The organism is Caldisericum sp. (genome assembly GCA_022759145.1).
In the GTDB taxonomy this organism is placed as follows: Bacteria; Caldisericota; Caldisericia; order Caldisericales; family Caldisericaceae; genus Caldisericum.
Map to the genome: position 1 here is coordinate 1 of JAEMPV010000069.1, position 18808 is coordinate 18808.

Genomic DNA, 18808 nt, shown 5'->3' on the forward strand with positions numbered 1-18808 from the left:
TCCGTGAAGGTGGTAAAACTGTAGGTGCTGGAGTTATTACAAAGGTTATTGAGTAGGAGTAAGGATAATGAGAGATATAATTCTACTCGAATGCACTGAATGTAAAAGAAGAAACTACGCTACCACCATCAACAGGAAGAATAATAAGGATAAGTTACAGATTAAGAAGTATTGCAAGTTTTGTAAGAAACATACTGTGCACAAGGAGGTAAAGGCATAGGCTCGTAGCTCAATTGGTAGAGCAACGGTCTCCAAAACCGTAGGTTGGGGGTTCGATTCCCTCCGGGCCTGCCAGTAAATTATGAAAGAGAAAGAACAAGCAGTAAAAAATAAAACAACTTCCACACAAACAGTAACTTTACCCAAAACCTCATTTAGGGATTTCGTACGAGGTGTTTGGGTTGAATTGAGATACAAGGTTAAGTGGCCAACAAGGAAAGAACTTATACAGGATGTTAGTGTTGTTCTTGGGTTCCTTGTTTTCTGGGCGGTTTACATTGGTGTGTGGGACTTCTTGTTCGCACAACTTCTAAAACTGGTATTGAGCAAATAACATGAGAGAAGACGAGACAAAGATACCGCGTTGGTATCTTGTACACACATACTCAGGAAAAGAGCAAAAAGTCCTTGAGGAACTCAAGGAGAGAATAAAAGGATACGGTTTAGAAGACCGTGTCCTTGAAGTCCTTTTACCAGTTGACTACTATAGTGTAGTTGACAAGAAAGGTAAAAGGAAAATAAAGCCTGTTAAGGTATTTCCTGGGTATATACTCGTTAAAATGATTATGGATGATGAGTCCTGGTATGTTGTTAGGAATACTCCGGGTGTGTTGGGTTTTGTTGGCCCTACTGGCAAGCCTACACCTATCTCAGAGGACGAAATAAAGAAAATAATTGAGCAAAGGGTAACAGAAGAAAAGGCAAAAGAAAAACTGCATTTCGATATCAATGATAGAGTTAGAATCCTTGTCGGACCTTTCAAAAATATGGAAGGTGTCGTGGAAGCAATTGATGAAGAGAAAGGGACTGCAAGGGTTGTGCTTAAGATGTTTGGTAGAGAAATGCCAGTTGAGATACAAAGCGAACATATTCAGAAAGTTTGAGGTGATTTTATATGGCCAAGAAAAAGAAATTAGTAGGACTTGTAAAACTGCAGTTAGAGGCAGGTAAAGCCACTCCTGCGCCTCCAGTTGGAACTGCACTTGGACCAAAGGGAATAAATATAATGGACTTTTGCAAGAGGTTCAATGCAGCGACACAGGGACAGGAAGGCTATATAATACCTGTTTTAATTAGGGTTTATGAGGATAGGAGTTTTGACTTCATTCTTAAAACTCCTCCTGCGTCTTCTTTAATAAAGAAGGCTTTAAAAATTGAGAAAGGTTCTCCAGAGCCTAACAAGAAAAAAGTTGGGACAATTAAAAGATCTCAACTTATGGAAATTGCAAAAGTTAAAATGAAAGACCTTAACACCACAGACCTTGAGGCGGCAACGCGTATTATCGAAGGCACCGCAAAGAATATGGGTGTTACGGTTATTGAAGGTTAAGTAATTTTGTGGGAGACTAAGAGTCTGTGACCACAAGGAGGTTAAAGTGAAAAGAGGAAAAAGGTATTTAGAACTTCTTAAGAAGATTGATAGGCAAAAAGCCTACTCTATTGACGAAGCGATTGAGACAGTAAGAAATCTCAAAAGCGCAAAATTTGATGAATCAGTTGAAGTAGCCTATGTATTAAATGTTGACCCAAAACAGGCAGACCAGAACATCCGTGGTGTAATTACTCTGCCGCATGGAACTGGAAAAAGCGTAAAAGTGCTTGTATTTGCTACAGCAGATAAGGCACAGGAAGCAAAAGATGCAGGTGCCGATTATGTAGGTGGGGAAGATCTTATTCAAAAGATCGAAAAAGAGAACTTCCTTGATTTTGATGTAGCGATCGCAACACCAGACATGATGAAATCTCTCGGACGTATCGCAAAGATACTCGGTCCGAGAAAACTTATGCCCTCACCAAAATCAGGTACTGTTACTATGGATATTTACGATACAGTAAAAGAATTTAAGGCAGGTAAAATTGAGTTCAGGGTTGATAAAACGGGAGTAGTTCACACAGTTATTGGTAAATCATCTTTTACACCTGAGCAACTTAAAGAAAACTTGCTTGCTCTGAACTCTGCTATTGTTAAATCAAGACCTGCTTCAGTAAGAGGGCAGTACATAAAGAAGGTTTACCTTTCACTTACGATGTCTCCTGCAGTGAAGGTAAACGTTAACGAACTTTTAAGAGCATAAAATTGAAGTAGCTTTTAAACCGAAGACAGTTGGTGGGGATTTATCCCCTTAATGTTTGCCAACCGAGGTTGAAAGAATAGAGTTGCATGTTTACCTCTTTCGCCCGGTTGGTGAACAACCGGGGTTTTTAATTTAAGGAGGCTCTATGAAGAGAGAAGAAAAAAGAAAAATTATTGATGAGATTGAGGAAAAACTGAAGAAGATAAACGAGCAGAGCGTCTTTTTTGTAGATTTTAAGAGCATTAAAGCAAACGACATTACCAACTTAAGAAAAGACTTTAAACTTTCTAACATTTACTACAGGGTTGTTAAAAACGACCTTTTAAGAATTGCTTGTAGTGAGCTTGGAGTAACGGTCCCACAGAACATTTTCTTTGGTAATGTTGCTCTCGTTGTCTCTTCAATGGATCCAACTGAATTAGCAAAGAAATTTGTTGAGGCAAAAGATGCAGATGAAAAACCTTTCTTTGAAATGAAAGGTGGTTTTGTTGATGGAAAGTATCTCAATGGTGCTGAACTTGTGGAACTTTCGAAACTTCCGCCAAAACCAGTTATTGTTGGAAAGCTATTGTACCTCTTGAATTCACCAATTCAAAGACTGGTTACAGTGCTTTCAAAACCAGAGAGAGATTTGGTTACAGTTTTAAACCAAATTAAAGATAAAAAAGAAAGTATAGCAGCATAAATTAAAATTTTAAGGAGGCTAACATGACAAAAGAAGAAATCATCGAAGCAATTGAAAAAATGAGCGTTTTAGAACTCTCAGAACTCGTAAAGGCTCTTGAGGAGAAATTCGGAGTAACTGCAGCAGTTCCTATGGCAGCAATGCCTATGGGTGGAGCAGCACAACAGGCAGCAGCACCACAAGAAGAAAAGACAGAATTTGATGTAGTTCTTGTTGGTTTTGATCCTGCAAAGAAAATCAATGTTATTAAGGTTGTAAGAGAAACTCTTAATCTTGGTTTGAAGGAATCCAAAGATGTAGTTGAAGCAGCAGAAAAAGAGCCACAGAAGATTAAGGAAGCTCTTCCAAAGAAAGACGCAGAAGAACTCAAGAAGAAATTAGAAGAAGCTGGAGCAAAAGTAGAATTAAAGTAATTTATTTCAATTGACTTTGAAAAATGGCAGGGTTGTTTGCCCTGCCATTTTATATTAAGTAGAACGGCGATTTTTCAACTGTAGATAGTTTTATAAGTCTTAAATCTATATAGTTTTTAAGCCTTTCAAACAATGCTTCTTTGAAGAACTTTTCGGTCTCGAAATGCTCTACATCCAGAACATTTAGCCCTCTTTCTTTCATTGCAAGTGCTGTGTGGTATCCTATATCGCCTGTAATGAATAAATGAATATCTGAAAGGTATTCAAATAAACTTCCACATGAGCCTGTACAAACTGCAATTTTTGAAATTTTTGCGTTCATATCTCCAATATATCTTACGTAATTTGTATTGGTCTTTTTCTTGAAATTACTTACAAAATCTGACACACTTTGTTCCTGGTCAAGTATACCTATAGCGCCTATTCCGTAATTTTTTTCAAAGAGAATTTCAAAAACATCAATCGCAGGCTCTTCATAAGGATGGGCTTTACGTAAATTTGAAAGGACACTCTGTAAATTTCTTTCTCTTGCAACGACCTCAATTTTAACTTCATTGACTAACTCTCTTATGTTTTTTGTTCCTATGAAAGGATTTGCATTAGGAAGAGGTCTAAAAGTGCCAGTCCCTAAAGAATTGAACGAGCACTCATCATAATTGCCGATATGTCCTGCACCACCCTCAAACATTGCGTTTCTAACTTTTTCTGCATACTCTTCAGGCACATATGTTACGACTTTATAAACTTTTTCCTTGCTCTCTACGACGGGTTTAATTTTCTTTAGATTAAGAAGATTTATAAAGTAATCGTTTAACCCTGATTCTGCAATGTCAAAATTTGTATGAAAACTCACTATGTTTATATTGCTTGTAATGGCATAGAATAGGGCTTCATTCTTGCTTTTTTCAATACTTTTTACTGGTTTAAAGATGACAGGATGATGTGTTATGATCGTTTTTACATTTAGTTCTTTTGCCTCTTTTATAACATCTTTTGTAAGGTCAAGTGCAAGCAGAATATTTCCTGTGTCGCTTTCAAGGTCACCAAATTGCAGTCCAGAGTTATCGTATTCTTCCTGCAGGAGAAATGGAGCAATCTCATTAAGTGTGGCAAGCAGTTCTTTTAACTTCATACTCTTAACTAAAGTCCTAAAACATCGGCAATGCCTATGAGCGCCTGAAGGGATAACTCAAGAAACTCATCAAGCGGAATACCAAGTTCTGTTTCGCATGACTTAATCTGTTCTCTGTCTGCACCTGCTGCAAAACTTTTTTCCTTGAATTTTTTCTTCATCGATTTAAGTTCAACCGAAGCAAGTTTTTTATCAGGCCTTACAAGGGCAACCGCAATTATAAAACCTGTTGTAGGATCGACTGCCCATAGTGCCTTATCAAGAAGTGATGTTCTTTCAACTCCGTGCCTTTCGTTATGTGCGAGCACTGCATGAACTACATCGTCTTCGAAACCAAGATCTTTTAACCATTGTGCACCGATTTTACTATGGATTTCCGGATTTTCCTTTGTTTCTTCGTAATCGATGTCATGGAGAAGTCCTGTTAATCCCCACTTTTCTTCATCCTCATTAAACCTTCTTGCAAGACTTCTCATAATTGCTTCTGTTGCAAGCATGTGTTTAATAAGGTTTTCGTCATGCACTTTTTCTTGCAAAAGTTTAAATGCTTCGTCTCTTGTTAACATATTTTCACCTCATTCGTTAAAAATTTTGTAATCTAAGAAGGGGAATATACTATCCTTTTCTTCTAAGTAAGTAAGAAACACTTCATCTATATTATCTTCCAATATTTCATTATAGAGCTTATTGAAGGCGTTTATATGGAATTTTTGCATCTCTGTTGCATAGTTCACTGCACTTCCAACTGTTATTAAAAATGCCCAATCTGAACTTTCGGCAAGAAGCAATTCTCTTGCACACATATTAAGCGCCCTTTCCTGCAATTTATTTTTTGGTGTTTTGAAGGATTTTGCAAGGTTTAGCATTCGTTTGCCAATGACACTTAAGTGTGGGTAAACCCAATCAGTATTGTCATTAAGCCACACCTTGAAATATCCCCCGTCACCCCAGGATGAAATTGCCGGTTCAGAAATCTGCATAACAGGGTGTTTATCAATATATTCGGAAAGAGTTATAGTTTCAATTACTTCTGAATAGTTGTAGATTTTCCTGAAAAGGCTTGCAAGAAATTCTGGTCCTTCAAACCACCAGTGCCCGAATAATTCTGTGTCAAATGGAGCAACTACAAGTGGCGGTCTATCCATAATGCTTGAAAGGTATTCTATCTGTTTTTCTCTATTAAACATATAGTTTCCTGCATGAGTTTCAACCATTTCAAGTGCTTTATTCCTATCGTAGAATTCTTTTTTATCAAGCCCTACATTTCCTGTAATTTTATGAATCTTGATACCAGAATCTACTTTAAATCCAGCAGGATGGATGTATTTCTTTATACTTTTATCGTCAATTTCATAAACAATATCCTTGTAGAACTCTCTATAGTTAAAGTCTCCCGGATATCCTTCCTTTGCCGACCATACCTGTTTGGAAGCTTCAGGGTCCCTTCCAAAAAATACAACGCCATCCTTACTTGCAATCGGAGCAGAAATCCCATAGAATGGCGATGGTTTTGCGTTTATCAAGCCGTGTGCATCAAGTATAGTGTACTCAACTCCATATTTTGCAAGAATTTCTGATACTGGCGGTGCGTAAGCGCACTCACCAAGCCATATACCACGTGGGGACTTTCCAAAAATGCGCTTGTAGTTTTCAACCCCAACTTCAACCTGGACTTCCTGAATTTTTCTATGCGTTTCCAATGGTAGAATTTCATGTGTTGCAGTGCATGTTATTACATCTAAAAAGCCATCATTTTGGAGTTGCTTAAAACCGTTAATAATATTTCCTTTGAGAGTGTTCTTAAAGAAGTTGTACAAGGTATTTAGTCTTTCTTTATAAAAAATGTAGTTTTCTATCTTCTTTGCGTTTGTTTCTTTTTTGAGTAAATCCTCAAGAAGCGCTATCCTTAAATTAATATAGCGTTTGAATCTATTCATAAGGAGGTCGTCGAGTAGCATATTTGAGAGTGGTGGAGTAAGGGACATCGTTAATCTAAATTGAACTCCTTCGTCTCTCAGTTTGTAGAAATTATAAAGCAATGGAAGATAGCTTTCAGTTATTGCCTCATATAACCAATTTTCTTCAATAAAAAATTCCTCTTCGGGATGTTTCACAAAAGGGAGGTGTGAATGAAGCACGATTGCAAGGTAACCCTTTTTCATTCGCCCTCCTTTTTATATCTTAGATACTTCAACTCTTTTGCGGTTTTCATCTCTTCTTCCACTACTTTTTCCATCTCCTTTTTCTTAGTTTTTCCAGGCATTTCCTTTTTGAGCGTTCTTACATCTCTAAATTCAACTTTTCCTTCTGTTTTTTTCGTTGTTGGGATGATAATTTCATTTGATTCCATTATCTTTTTGAATTTTCCCTTTTCATCAACACCAAGAACTGCTTTTACTACTCTGTCTTCCTCGACCTTTACATAACTTTTTCCCTGCTCAAGGTTTACAGGAATTGCAAATTTTTCGTGTTTATCCTCATAGACTTTTAAAATACCAGCACCACTTTTTTCGGACTCCCAATTAATAAATGCGTAACCAGGTTCTTTTGGAATTGCAATAAGGTGTGGTTCTCCTGTTTTTTCGCTTAATTCCTTCCTGAGTTTTTCTTCAATTGTTTTTATTTCTTCAAGAGACTTTCTTGCCTTTTTAATTGCCTTTATCAAATCCTCTTTTTTCATTTTGTTTCTATTTTTTATTCCATGAAGTTTTGCAATTCTTAGTAATTCTTTTCTTTTAAGTTTGTTCAGGTTTTCCATAGTTTATACCCTCCAGTTGCTTCTTTGTGAATTTATATCCTCTTTCAAGCACTACGATATTTGTAGGCGTTACATAGAAATATTTTTTATCAAACTCGGGATTGTAACCTATCTCCATACCATCTGGTATCTCTACATGTTTATCAATTATTGCACGTCTTATTTTTACATTCCGTCCGATTTTAACTTCTCCAAAAATAATTGAATCTTCAATTATACTTCCTGCTTTAACTTTTACATCATAGAAAATAATCGAATTTCTAATTTGTGCGCCACTTATTATTGAGCCCTCTCCTATGATTGAATTTTCTACCTTACTTTCAACAAGAGAACCGTCAAGTTCACCTTCTGTAATTTTACAAGGTGGATATTGCCTTGAATGTGTGTATATCGGCCAGCTTCTATCGAAGATATCGATTTTTGGTCGTGGCGAGAGAATGTCCATATTTGCGCAGTAATAAGCGTCAATAGTTCCTACATCCTGAAAATAACCGAGACTGCCATCCTTGTTTCTGAATTGATGCGAATAAACTTTATAGCCATGATGAATTGCATATGGTATCACATCTTTTCCAAAATCGTGCGAAGATGTTGAGACTTCGGCATCGTGAGTAAGAAGTTCAACGAGCGTATTTGGATTAAAAATATACACGCCCATTGATGCAAGGCACTTAGAAGGGTCGTCCTTTAAGGTGGGAGGGTCTTTTGGTTTTTCCTTGAAGTTTATTATTCTTCCAGTTTCATCTACCTCCATTATTCCAAAGGCACTTGCCCTTTCCTTTTCTATAACTATCGTTGCTATTGTAAGGTCAGCGTTATTTTTAAGGTGTGTCTCTATCATATCCTTATAGTCCATCTTATAGATGTGGTCTCCCGAAAGTATCAGAACAAGTTTTGGTTTTTCCTGTTCAATGAAGTAAAGATTCTGGAATACTGCATCTGCCGTCCCAAGATACCACCTTTCGCCAAATATCTGTTGTGGTGGAACATCAACTACATATTCGTTAAATCTCACATTAAGAAAATTCCACGCAAGAGCAAGGTGTCTTCTTAATGATGCTGACTTGTACTGAGTTGCAACGGCAATTCTTCTTATACCTGAGTTTACACAATTACTGAGGGTGAAGTCGATAATCCTGAACTTTCCTCCAAACGGTACCGCTGGCTTTGCCCTCTCTTTTGTTAGAGGGTATAATCTCTCGCCTTTGCCACCTGCAAGCAAATACGCAAAAACATCTTTCTCGATGTTTATCATAGTGACCCCTTTTTATTTATTATAATACTATTTCTTAAATTTAGAATAAAGAAGTTTTCGAATCGTTAGGTTTAATTCCAAGATATTCTTTTGCTTGTGGTGTTATAAGTCTTCCTTTTTGTGTCCTTACAATGAAGTTTATTTTTATAAGGTATGGCTCTACGATTTCTTCAATTGTACCTCTATCTTCACCCATTGCTGTTGAAATCGCCTCGATGCCTGCAGGGCCTCCATTAAAGTTTTGGAGTAGTATTTTGAGATATTTTCTATCAATTTCGTTAAGGCCGTAATCATCTATATTGAGACTCTTAAATGCGTTAATTGCTACTTCTTTTGTTATTTCTTTTAATCCATTTACATTTGAAAAGTCTCTAACCCTTTTTAAAAGTTGTATGCCTATTCTTGGAGTGCCTCTTGCACGTTTCCCTATTTCGTAAGCGCCTTCTTCCGTAATTTCAACTCCTAAGATTTTAGCATCTCTTAAAACTATTTTCATTATTTCCTCAGGGCTATAGAGTTCAAGGTGAAAGACCATTCCAAATCTATCCCTGAGTGGTGGGGATATAAGTCCAAATCTTGTTGTTGCACCAATTAGGGTAAAGGGATGTAAATTCAAAGTGATTGTATGTGCACTTCTTTTTGCACCTGCAACAATTGGCAGTTTAAAGTCTTCCATAGCAGAGTAAAGTACTTCTTCAACAGGCTTAGGAAGTCTATGGATTTCATCAATAAAAAGAATATCGTTGTTGGATAGATTTATGAGAATACCCGCAAGGTCTGAAACCTTTTCTATTGAAGGTCCTGTTGCATATTTGAGATTTACTTGAAGTTCCTCCGCAATTATTTTTGCAAGTGTTGTTTTGCCTAATCCTGGTGGTCCGTAGAAAAGGATATGCTCGAGATGGTCATTTCTTGATTTTGATGACTGAATTGCAATCTTTATACTTTCAACAACTTTTTCCTGCCCTATAAATTCATCTAAACTTTGTGGTCTAATGTTTTTCATTGCTCAACTTTTTAATACCTTCTTTTATCATTTCTTCTATATTTTCACTACGGTCTATAGACTTAATTATTTCTTTAACTTTGCTCTTTTCAAAGCCAAGTGAAACAAGAGAATCTATCACTATATCGAGTGTTTCATCTCCTGGCTCTTCAAGTTTCTTTAACTCGCCTCCAATTTCGAGAACGATTCTTTTCGCAGTCTTTTCGCCGAGACCTTTTACCTTCAGGAAAGGTGAATAGTCTCCCTTCTTTATTGACTCTTTAATCTCATCAAGTTTTAAAGTAGCAAAAATATCCAGCGCTTTCTTTGGACCAACGCCTGAGATTTTGTCGATAATGAGTTTAAAGAATTGCAGTTCTTCCTTTGTTCTAAAACCAAATAGGTTTATTTCGTTTTCTTTAATATCTTCGTAGATGTATAATTCATGCGTCTTTCCAATTTCGAAAGTCTCAGGATGTGCAATAAACACTTCGAAACCAACCCCGCCTATATCAATTATTACTGCGTTTTCTTCTAATTCTTCAATTACGCCTTTTAATTTTTTAATCATCTATCGTCCTTGAGTAGAAATTGTAAGAATAAATGTGACATAAAGCGATTGCTATTGCATCTGCTGCATCATCTGGTTTTGGAACAGTGTCTAAGTTTAGGATTGCTTTTAGTGTATTCTGCACCTCAACTTTAGATGCTCTTCCAAAACCCACAACCGTCTTTTTTGCTTCAAGCGGTGTGTATTCAAAAACTTGTTTTTTGTGAATGTGCGAGGCAAGTAAAATAACACCTCTTGCTTCACTTACACTAACTACCGTTTTAAGATTTGTATTAAAGAATATCTTTTCAATAGAAACGAAATCAATTTGGTGATTTTTGAAGATATCGTCCAGATTTTCATAAAGAATGCCGAGTCTTTTACCTAACTCGGCACCTTTATTTGTTCTTATAACTCCGTAACTTACTAAATTAATTCTATCTTCTTCTTTTTCAACAATTGCAAAACCTGTAGTTGCAATTCCTGGGTCAATTCCAAGAACTGAAAACCTATCAATATTACGAGCCAATTCTTTCTGCAATTGCTTTTAACTCTTCTTCGTCGATATCGTAGTTTGTATAGTAATCCTGGACGTCGTCGTGGTTTTCAAGTTCGTCCGAGAGTTTAACAACTCTTACAGCATCCTCACCTGTAACCTTTACAAGCGTTTTCGGAATCATAACCAATTCTGCTTCTTTGATTTTGAATCCCTTTTCTTCAAGTGCTGTCTTTACCTTATCAAGGTCTTGTGGTGCCGTATATACTGTAAATACGCCCTCTTCTTCTTTAAGGTCTTCTGCACCCGCATCAGCAATTTCCATAAATAATTCATCAAATGACAAGCCATTAGAGTCTTCTAATTCGATCTGTCCCTTTGCTTCGAAGTTCCAGGATACAGCACCGGATTCAGCAAGGTTGCCGCCATAGTTAGAGAAAATTTTTCTTAACTCTGCGATTGTTCTATTTTTGTTATCAGTTGAGATTTTTATAATGAAAGCAGTTCCCGCAGGACCATAGGCTTCATATGTGTATTCTTCGTATGTAACACCTGGCAACTCACCTGTTCCTCTCATTATTGCCTGTTTAATTTTATCCATCGGCATTCCAAGTCTTTTTGCCTTATCAACAGCGTTTCTCAATCTCGCATTTGTTTCAGGGTTGCCGCCACCGGTTTTTGCAGCAATAATCAGTTCCTTTGTTAATTTTGTAAATAACTGTCCTCTTTTTGCGTCTTGAACGGACTTTCTTCCTTGTATATTATGCCATTTAGAGTGTCCTGACATGTTTCAACCTCCCTATTTATTTAAAAATTTTTCTACACTTTCTATAAACATTTTATGAATTCGTGGATCATTTCCAAGTTCAGGATGGAAGGCTGATGCAAAAACATTCCCCTGTCTTAAGAAAACAACCCCCTCATCAAGCGCCGCAAGCGCTTCTACATCACTTCCTAATTCAACTGCAACTGGTGCCCTAATGAATATTGCATGGAAGGGACTTTCAAGACCTTTTACATTTAAGTCTATTTCCATACTGTCTATCTGCCTTCCGAATGCGTTTCTTATTACTGTAATATCGAGAATCCCTAATGTAAATTGTTCGTAGTTTTTTATTCTCTTTGCAAGAAGAATCATCCCGGCGCATGTCCCATAGACAGGCATACCTTCCGAAATTCTTTCTTTAATTACATTCTCAAGTTCGAATTTTGTAATTAGCCTTCCCATTGTGGTGCTTTCGCCACCTGGCATAATAAGTCCATCAACGGACTTAATTTGCTCTGCGGTCTTTACTGGAATTGCCTCAACTCCAAGGCTTTTAACCATATTTATGTGTTCTGAAACAGCACCTTGTAATGCTAATACTCCTATTCTCATCTTATTCGCTCCTTACTTGCATTAATTTATCTTCGGTAAGATCTCTTATATCAATACCCTTCATTTCTTCACCGAGGTCTTCTGAAACCTTTGCAATAATCTTTGGATCGTCAAAATATGTTGTTGCAGCAACTATTGCTTCTGCTCTCTTTCTTGGATTGGAGGACTTAAAAATGCCAGAGCCCACAAATACGCCGTCTGCACCTAACTGCATCATAAGCGCTGCATCGGCAGGAGTTGCAATACCACCTGCAGCAAAGTTTACCACAGGAAGTCTTCCTAATTCTTTCACTTCCTTTACGAGTTCAATTGGTGCTCCAATTTCCTTTGCCTCGACATACAATTCCTCTTCACTCATATTTTGAATTTTCCTTATTTCATCCATTACCATACGCATATGTCTTACTGCTTCAACAATATTGCCTGTTCCAGGTTCACCTTTAGTCCTAATCATTGAAGCGCCTTCAGCAATTCTTCTTAATGCTTCGCCAAGGTTCCTTGCGCCACATACAAATGGGACTTTAAATTTCCACTTATCTATATGGTGAGTTTCATCTGCTGGTGTGAGAACTTCACTCTCATCTATGAAGTCAATGCCAATAGCTTCCAATACCTGCGCTTCAACGAAGTGGCCAATTCTTACCTTTGCCATTACAGGAATGGAAACAGCATTCATTATTGCTTTTACAAGAGCAGGGTCAGCCATTCTTGCAACTCCACCCTGTGCCCTTATATCAGCAGGTATTTTTTCCAAAGCCATTACTGCAACTGCACCTGCAGCTTCTGCAATTTTTGCTTGCTCTACGGAGGTAACATCCATAATTACTCCACCTTTTAACATTTGAGCAAGCCCTCTTTTTACTTTTACGCTTCCAAAAATTTCTTCCATATCCTTTACCTCCTAACCTTTATATTTTACACTTTTTTCCTAAAAAATCAACATTAAATTTTGTTTTTCTTTGTATTATAATACTTACAGGAGGTGCTTTTATGATCGACATTGAAAAATTATCGCTTAATGTAGAAGAAGATACTCTCAAGAAATTCAGAAAAATTGTTCTTAGTGCTCTTGAAAGTGCACTTGAGAGTGTCGACCCTTACAAAAGCGTCAAAAATTCTATAAAGAAGGAAAATAACACAATTACTATTGAAGGTGTTAGTTTTAAATTGGATGACTTTTCTCATATTTATGTAATTGCCTTTGGTAAGGCAAGCATTAAAATGTTTAAGGCTATTTCGGAAATTCTTCCAATTACAGAAGGTATCGTGGTGAGTAACTTTGAAGAAGCGCTCAATTTCCCCAATGTAAAATTCGTAAAAGGTGGTCATCCAATACCAGATCAAAACAGTATAAAAGCAGGCTTTGAGATTTTAGATTTAGCAAGCAAAACGACGAGTTCTGATTTAACAATTGTTCTTATTTCTGGTGGTGGGTCTGCCCTCGTTGAGAGCCCATTGATTCCATTAGAAAGACTTCAAGAACTTACTAAAAAACTTATGAAAAGTGGTGCCGACATTAATGAACTCAACGCTGTAAGAAAACATCTATCAAGGATAAAAGGAGGAAAACTTCTAAAAAACCTCAAAGGGAAAGTTATTTCTCTTATTATTTCGGATGTTATTTTCGATCCTCTTGATGTTATTGCGTCTGGTCCTACTTATTTTGATTCAACAACTTTTGAAGATGCGATCGCTATCATTAAAAAATACAAGCTTGAAAAAGAATTTGAGGATGTTTTGAATATTTTTGAGAATGGTGTAAGAGGTGAAATCGAAGAAACGCTTAAAGTTGGTGAAAAACTTGATTGTGAATTTGTAAATCGAATTATCGCATCCAACTATATAGCAACTAAATCTATGCTTAGTTACCTTGAAAGCATTGGATTACAAACTTTTTATCTGGGTCCTGCAATTCAAGGCGTTGCTTCTTCTGTCTCCAAAACTATTGCTTCTATTGGAAAATCTATTGATCTTGGTTACATTGATTTAAAGAAGCCTGTTACGGTTGTTTTTGGAGGAGAAACAACAGTAGAAGTTAAGGGAAATGGTATTGGTGGCAGAAACACTGAATTTACTTTGTATATGGCAAAATATCTTGACGGAACAAATTTTGTTTTTGCTTCAATTGGAACAGATGGAATTGATGGAGTAAGTCCTGCTGCAGGCGCAATTGCAGATTCATCCACCTTGAAAAAGGCACATAGATTAGGCTTGGACATAAATAAGTTTCTGGAGAATAACGACTCTTATACATTCTTTGAAAATATTGGCGATGCAATAATTACAGGTCCAACAGGAACAAATGTCGCTGATGTTGCAGTACTTTTGATCTATTAGAATTTTTGGCCCCGACTTAGCGGGGCCAATTTAAATTGATGTCTATCCGAAAATAAGCGAAAGGAGAAGCACTCCTATTAAAGCACCAATACCCGAGACAAGAGAGCCAACCGTTTGTAATTTATAAGCCTGTTCCACATCCATATCGGAGAAGTTTGCTACAACCCAGAAATAGGAGTCGTTTGCATGTGATACAACCATTGCACCAGCACCTATTGCAAGTACAACAAGGGCTTTTTGAGGTGTAGTTGTATAACCAAGAGCAGGAAGCATTGGTGCAAGAATCGAAGATGTTGTTATAAGCGAAACAGTAGAAGAGCCTTGTGCGGTCTTAATTGCTGCAGCAATTATGAATGGAAGCAAGAGTCCCATGTTCAGTTTTGCAAGTTGTGTACCAAGAAAGTTTCCTACACCACTTGCTCTTAAAACGCTCCCAAGTGAACCACCTGCCGCAGTTATTACAAGGATGATCGCTGATGTTTTGATTGCTTCTCCCACCCAGCCATCAAATACCTGTTTTTCCCACTTAGTTAAAGTTGATGCAATAAAGACGCCTATAAGAAGAGCGATGTTTGGATTTCCAAGAAATACAAATAGTTGTTTTAAGAAACCCGTTCCAAATGGATTTGTCGGAAATAATGCAATTGAATTTAGAGCAATGAGGATAAGAGGAAGGACAATCGGTAAGAAAGACATAAATGGGCTTGGAAGTTTGCCAAAGCTCTTTTTAAGATCTTCGAATGTTTTTCCGTGCCCTGGATCAATCCAGATTTTCTTACCTACCTTTATAGCATATAGCCATCCAAATAACATTGCAGGAATTGCTGCTACAAGTCCCAGGAGGATTACAAGTCCTAAATCTGCTCCGATATTTCCTGCGGCAGCAATAGGACCTGGAGTTGGGGGAACAAGGCAGTGAGTCGAATACAATCCCATCGAAAGTGCCGTTCCCATTACCGCAAGAGAAATTCCTGATGCCTGTGCAAGACTTCTGTTCAATGCCTGTAGAATTACGAAACCGGAGTCACAAAATACAGGTATCGAAACTATATAACCTGCTATTGCCATTGCAAGAGGAGCATTATAACTTCCTACAATCTTTAGTATTGTTTCAGCCATTACAATTGCAGCACCTGTCTTCTCAAGAAAATACCCAAGAATTGTTCCGAGAACAATTACAATTCCTATGCTTGTTAATGTGCTTCCGAATCCACCGGTAATGAGATTAATAAGTCCCGAAATTGTTTGGTCACCTTTTTTGACATCAAGTAATGGGGGAGTTCCTGTGAATGCAAAAGAAAGAAGTCCGTAAAGAAGTGCAGCGAGAAGCAATACCAAAAATGCATTTACTCTTAACTTAGCTGTCATGTAAACAATGAAAACAATTGTTAAAACTAATAGGATTGTTTGGATAATTCCTGCGCTCATTGCGCACCTCCTTTTGTCTTAATTTTTTTCTTTTCGATATTTTTTCTCCGTTTTCACCTCCCTTAAAGAGGAATTTGTAAATATTAAAGCATAATTGTTTTTATATTCTACAAAAGAAAAAATTTGTGTCAAGCAAAGGGTTCATTTTAAAAAGACAAATTCAATGGATTAGATTTATTATATTATTAAACAATGCCAAACTTTTGCTAAAATGTATTAGGTGGTAGGTGTGGAAAATTTCATTGGAACCTCTGGTTACTATTATCCAGGCTGGATTTCCGAGTTTTATCCCGAGGGGATGAGTTCTAATGATTTTCTTGAATATTATGAGCGATTTTTTAACACTGTCGAAATTAATTCAACATTTTACCATATGCCCAGAGCAACCACCATTAAAAATCTAAAAAAGAAATTAAAAGAGGATTTTGTTGTGAGCGTAAAACTTAACAGGACTATAACGCACCAAAAGAGGCTAAAAGATGTAAAAGATTTATTGGATAGTTTCTTTGAAAGTGTTCTTGTTCTTGGAAACAATTTAGGCGTTATCCTTGTTCAACTTCCGCCGTCTTTGAAGAAAGATGAAGAACTTCTCTTTTCTTTTATCGAAATGCTTCCGAAAAATGTTAAATTTGCAATTGAATTCAGGCATAAAACCTGGCTTGAGGAAAGTGTATTTAACATCCTTAGAAAATATAATATTGCTTTTGTTGTAACGCACGGAGATAACTATCCGTTTCTTAAAATTGATACGGCTGAGTTTGCATATATAAGGCTTCACGGACCCAAGGAACTTTACGCTTCATCGTATTCCGAGGAAGAACTAAAAGAGTGGGCAATATACATTAAATCGCTTAATGGAAAAGGATTAAGTACTTTCGTTTATTTTAATAATGACTTTTACTGTTACGCTGTTAAGAACGCACTGACATTGAAAAATATCCTCCTTGATGTATAATTTTCCATTATGAAAAAGAAAAAGTTATTAGCGATTGCTCTACTTATATTAGCAACTCTAATTTGGGGTTCGACATTCACGCTTGTTAAATATACCCTGAGATATATTTCTGAATTTCAATTACTTTTCTTGCGTTTTGGCTTTGCAAGTATAATAGGCATTGTAGTATTGGTAAAGAATAAGGCAGTTCTTAAGAATAGGAAAACACTTTTTCTTTTATCTCTGTTGGGAATCTCGCTTTTTATTGCGTATGCTTTTCAAACAGCAGGATTGAAGTTTACAACACCATCAAAGAGCGCTTTTATTACTGGGCTTTATATAGTTTTTACACCAATTCTTTCCACAATCTATTTAAGAGAATCCCCGAGAAATTTTGAGATAGTTGCACTTGTTCTTTCTTTTATTGGTCTTTTATTCCTCTCTCAAATTGACCTAAGAAGTCTTAGTACTGTTAATATCGGTGATATACTCACTCTGTTCTGTGCTATTTCCTTCGCCTTTCAGATAGTACTCACGGAAAAACTTGTTAAGGATCTTCCAAGCCTTCTTGTAACATCATTTCAGATGATCGTATCCTTTGTATTTTCAGCACCACTTGCCTTTTTGAGAGGCGTGTTTCCGTTAAATACATTTGTAATTTTATCAACACTTTTCTTAGGTGTTGTTGCAAGTTTTTTTGCTATTCAAACAGAATCTTTTGCCTTGAAGTTCATTGATTCTACTGAGGCGTCCCTTATTTTTATCCTTGAACCAGTTTTTGCGTATCTATTTTCTTTCTTTATTTTAGGCGAAAGACTCAGTCTGAGTGGATTTTTTGGTGCTTTACTTATAATAATTTCAATGATAATAATAGCTATTTATAATAGAGAATAAGTGGGACAAGCATCTCATCCTCTGTTAGATTCCCATGCTTACCCAAAAGGTTTAGTTCGCTTTCTTCGGATATGAAATCAAGGCTTGAATCATCTTTAATAATTATTACATAGTCACCTATGCGCTCTTCAAAATGTACCGAGTCTCCAAAAAGTCCAAGGTTTATTGCTTCAGTTTTTTCAAGTGCAACAATATTCTCAAACCTTTCAAAAAATTCCTTTTGAAGTTTTCCGTTTGTGTAAATGTAAGGGGCTCTTACATCTGAAACAGGAAGAACAATGTTTTTTGATTCTTCGAACTCTCTAAGATGAATAGTCTTTTTGTTTGTTGTATCAATTTGTCCGTGGTCTGCAGAAATGATAAGAAGTGTATCGTTGTCAATACTATCTATAAGCATCGATAAGAAGTAGTCGATAAATTTTACTTCAGAAAGCACTATAGAAGTGTACGGACTGTAGTGGTGCGAAAGCGCATCAATACTCCACCAATATACATTTATAAAGACAGTGTCGATTTTTAGTAGTTCAATTATTTTGTTATATAGATCGGAAAGTGTAAGATATCCAATTTCTTTAGTGCCTCTATAAACTGATTTATCAAATGTGCTTGATAGATAATCGCTTCTTACAATAGAATAATTTGGTATGTAGTTATCATTCAATATTTCAAATATGGTTTTTATTGGGATAAACCATGTTTCCTCGTATTTTACGGGGCAGTTTTTATTGACTCCCAATTTTGAGAATAGTGGATTAACAAGGTTTCCAAATTCTCTTGCGTAGAATCTGTATCCTAATGCGCCATTCATTCCTGGGGAACTTGCAGTATAAATTGATGGTAGTGCAGTTGCTGTCGTAGAGGGGAATGTGGAAGTTATAACCGTATAGAGCCCATTGTTCATTAACTCGTTAAAGGCTTTCAATTCAGAATTATTTCTTGCATAATTTAAAAGATTGTATCCGAGCGCATCAATGAGTAAAAATATAACCTTTTTCTTTTTTGGAATTTCTACATCTATCGGAAATGAAACTCTTGTATAGTTGTGAGTGACTTCAAAATTGTCAAGGATAAAGCTTCCTATGTTGGTAATACTAAGACCATTATAAATTGGTGTAATTAACTTTTCTATTTTTGACTGTTTTTTTATGTGTTCAACCGTATCTATAAACATTATCTTTAGATGGCGGAGGGGATAGGATTCGAACCTACGAGGCTCATCGCCTGCCGCATTTCAAGTGCGGTGCCATCGACCACTCGGCCACCCCTCCA

The 18808-nt window shown here is 36.6% G+C and carries 23 protein-coding genes, 2 tRNA genes and 1 other annotated feature; of the genes, 11 read left to right on the forward strand and 14 right to left on the reverse strand.

The annotated features are described in order from the left end of the window. Positions 1-67: 67 nt before the first annotated feature. The 8 genes from rpmG (at position 68) to rplL (ending at position 3392) form a co-directional block, all read left to right on the forward strand. Positions 68-220: a 50S ribosomal protein L33 gene (rpmG, locus tag JHC30_04760; GenBank protein ID MCI4463465.1), complete on the forward strand. Its 153-nt coding sequence runs from the start codon at positions 68-70 to the stop codon at positions 218-220. Then, positions 219-294, forward strand: a tRNA-Trp gene (locus JHC30_04765). The genes rpmG and JHC30_04765 overlap by 2 nt, the downstream gene beginning before the upstream one ends. Before the next feature lie 7 nt (positions 295-301). Beyond that, complete coding sequence (gene secE, locus JHC30_04770) at positions 302-553, forward strand: preprotein translocase subunit SecE (protein ID MCI4463466.1); 252 nt, start codon at positions 302-304, stop codon at positions 551-553. 1 nt (position 554) lies between these two features. After that, positions 555-1103: a transcription termination/antitermination factor NusG gene (gene nusG / locus JHC30_04775; GenBank protein MCI4463467.1), complete on the forward strand. Its 549-nt coding sequence runs from the start codon at positions 555-557 to the stop codon at positions 1101-1103. 11 nt (positions 1104-1114) lie between these two features. Continuing rightward, positions 1115-1549 (forward strand): 50S ribosomal protein L11, encoded by a 435-nt coding sequence (gene rplK, locus JHC30_04780; protein ID MCI4463468.1) that lies wholly within the window; start codon positions 1115-1117, stop codon positions 1547-1549. Between the two features lie 46 nt (positions 1550-1595). Continuing rightward, positions 1596-2294, forward strand: a complete 699-nt coding sequence (locus JHC30_04785; protein ID MCI4463469.1) for a 50S ribosomal protein L1 — start codon at positions 1596-1598, stop codon at positions 2292-2294. Position 2295: 1 nt separating this feature from the next. Further along, positions 2296-2433, forward strand: a sequence feature (ribosomal protein L10 leader region). Between the two features lie 6 nt (positions 2434-2439). Continuing rightward, positions 2440-2979, forward strand: a complete 540-nt coding sequence (locus JHC30_04790; protein ID MCI4463470.1) for a 50S ribosomal protein L10 — start codon at positions 2440-2442, stop codon at positions 2977-2979. 23 nt (positions 2980-3002) lie between these two features. Then, entirely contained in the window at positions 3003-3392 is a 390-nt protein-coding gene (rplL, locus tag JHC30_04795) for a 50S ribosomal protein L7/L12 (protein MCI4463471.1), read from the forward strand. A gap of 49 nt (positions 3393-3441) precedes the next feature. Here the strand turns inward: rplL and JHC30_04800 are convergent, their stop codons facing one another. From JHC30_04800 to pdxS, 11 genes are read right to left on the reverse strand one after another with little or no spacing between them, the layout of a single operon-like run. Beyond that, positions 3442-4524 (reverse strand): Nif3-like dinuclear metal center hexameric protein, encoded by a 1083-nt coding sequence (locus JHC30_04800; protein MCI4463472.1) that lies wholly within the window; start codon positions 4522-4524, stop codon positions 3442-3444. A gap of 8 nt (positions 4525-4532) precedes the next feature. Continuing rightward, a complete protein-coding gene (locus JHC30_04805; protein ID MCI4463473.1) occupies positions 4533-5090 on the reverse strand; it encodes an HDIG domain-containing protein in 558 nt (185 codons plus the stop codon). A 9-nt stretch (positions 5091-5099) separates the two neighbouring features. Next, entirely contained in the window at positions 5100-6686 is a 1587-nt protein-coding gene (locus JHC30_04810; protein ID MCI4463474.1) for a DUF1957 domain-containing protein, read from the reverse strand. Next, positions 6683-7282, reverse strand: a complete 600-nt coding sequence (locus JHC30_04815) for a Rho termination factor N-terminal domain-containing protein (protein MCI4463475.1) — start codon at positions 7280-7282, stop codon at positions 6683-6685. Before JHC30_04815 ends, JHC30_04810 begins: the two co-directional genes overlap by 4 nt. Beyond that, entirely contained in the window at positions 7260-8537 is a 1278-nt protein-coding gene (gene glgC / locus JHC30_04820) for a glucose-1-phosphate adenylyltransferase (GenBank protein MCI4463476.1), read from the reverse strand. The genes JHC30_04815 and glgC overlap by 23 nt, the downstream gene beginning before the upstream one ends. Positions 8538-8577: 40 nt before the next feature. Beyond that, positions 8578-9543 carry a Holliday junction branch migration DNA helicase RuvB gene (gene ruvB, locus JHC30_04825; GenBank protein MCI4463477.1) on the reverse strand — a complete coding sequence of 322 codons (966 nt, stop codon included), beginning with the start codon at positions 9541-9543 and terminating at the stop codon, positions 8578-8580. Then, the gene (gene ruvA / locus JHC30_04830) at positions 9530-10093 is read right to left on the reverse strand and encodes a Holliday junction branch migration protein RuvA (protein MCI4463478.1); all 564 of its coding nucleotides are present in this window, start codon (positions 10091-10093) and stop codon (positions 9530-9532) included. Before ruvA ends, ruvB begins: the two co-directional genes overlap by 14 nt. Continuing rightward, entirely contained in the window at positions 10086-10601 is a 516-nt protein-coding gene (ruvC, locus tag JHC30_04835; protein ID MCI4463479.1) for a crossover junction endodeoxyribonuclease RuvC, read from the reverse strand. Before ruvC ends, ruvA begins: the two co-directional genes overlap by 8 nt. After that, the gene (locus JHC30_04840) at positions 10591-11355 is read right to left on the reverse strand and encodes a YebC/PmpR family DNA-binding transcriptional regulator (GenBank protein MCI4463480.1); all 765 of its coding nucleotides are present in this window, start codon (positions 11353-11355) and stop codon (positions 10591-10593) included. Before JHC30_04840 ends, ruvC begins: the two co-directional genes overlap by 11 nt. Before the next feature lie 12 nt (positions 11356-11367). Beyond that, positions 11368-11946: a pyridoxal 5'-phosphate synthase glutaminase subunit PdxT gene (pdxT, locus tag JHC30_04845; protein ID MCI4463481.1), complete on the reverse strand. Its 579-nt coding sequence runs from the start codon at positions 11944-11946 to the stop codon at positions 11368-11370. 1 nt (position 11947) lies between these two features. Beyond that, entirely contained in the window at positions 11948-12835 is an 888-nt protein-coding gene (gene pdxS, locus JHC30_04850; protein MCI4463482.1) for a pyridoxal 5'-phosphate synthase lyase subunit PdxS, read from the reverse strand. Between the two features lie 101 nt (positions 12836-12936). Here pdxS and JHC30_04855 point away from each other — a divergent pair, with 101 nt between their 5' ends. Then, on the forward strand, positions 12937-14283 hold the full coding sequence (locus tag JHC30_04855) for a glycerate kinase (protein MCI4463483.1): 1347 nt from the start codon (positions 12937-12939) through the stop codon (positions 14281-14283). Between the two features lie 42 nt (positions 14284-14325). Here the strand turns inward: JHC30_04855 and JHC30_04860 are convergent, their stop codons facing one another. Further along, a complete protein-coding gene (locus JHC30_04860; GenBank protein ID MCI4463484.1) occupies positions 14326-15711 on the reverse strand; it encodes a GntP family permease in 1386 nt (461 codons plus the stop codon). 229 nt (positions 15712-15940) lie between these two features. Here JHC30_04860 and JHC30_04865 point away from each other — a divergent pair, with 229 nt between their 5' ends. Further along, positions 15941-16666 (forward strand): DUF72 domain-containing protein, encoded by a 726-nt coding sequence (locus tag JHC30_04865; protein MCI4463485.1) that lies wholly within the window; start codon positions 15941-15943, stop codon positions 16664-16666. Between the two features lie 9 nt (positions 16667-16675). After that, entirely contained in the window at positions 16676-17539 is an 864-nt protein-coding gene (locus tag JHC30_04870; protein MCI4463486.1) for a DMT family transporter, read from the forward strand. Here JHC30_04870 and JHC30_04875 read toward each other — a convergent pair. Together JHC30_04875 and JHC30_04880 are read right to left on the reverse strand one after the other, a co-directional pair. Further along, the gene (locus JHC30_04875) at positions 17520-18710 is read right to left on the reverse strand and encodes an alkaline phosphatase family protein (protein ID MCI4463487.1); all 1191 of its coding nucleotides are present in this window, start codon (positions 18708-18710) and stop codon (positions 17520-17522) included. The two genes, JHC30_04870 and JHC30_04875, sit on opposite strands and share 20 nt — an antisense overlap. 10 nt (positions 18711-18720) lie before the next feature. Beyond that, a tRNA-Ser gene (locus tag JHC30_04880) sits at positions 18721-18807 on the reverse strand. Position 18808: the final 1 nt, after the last annotated feature.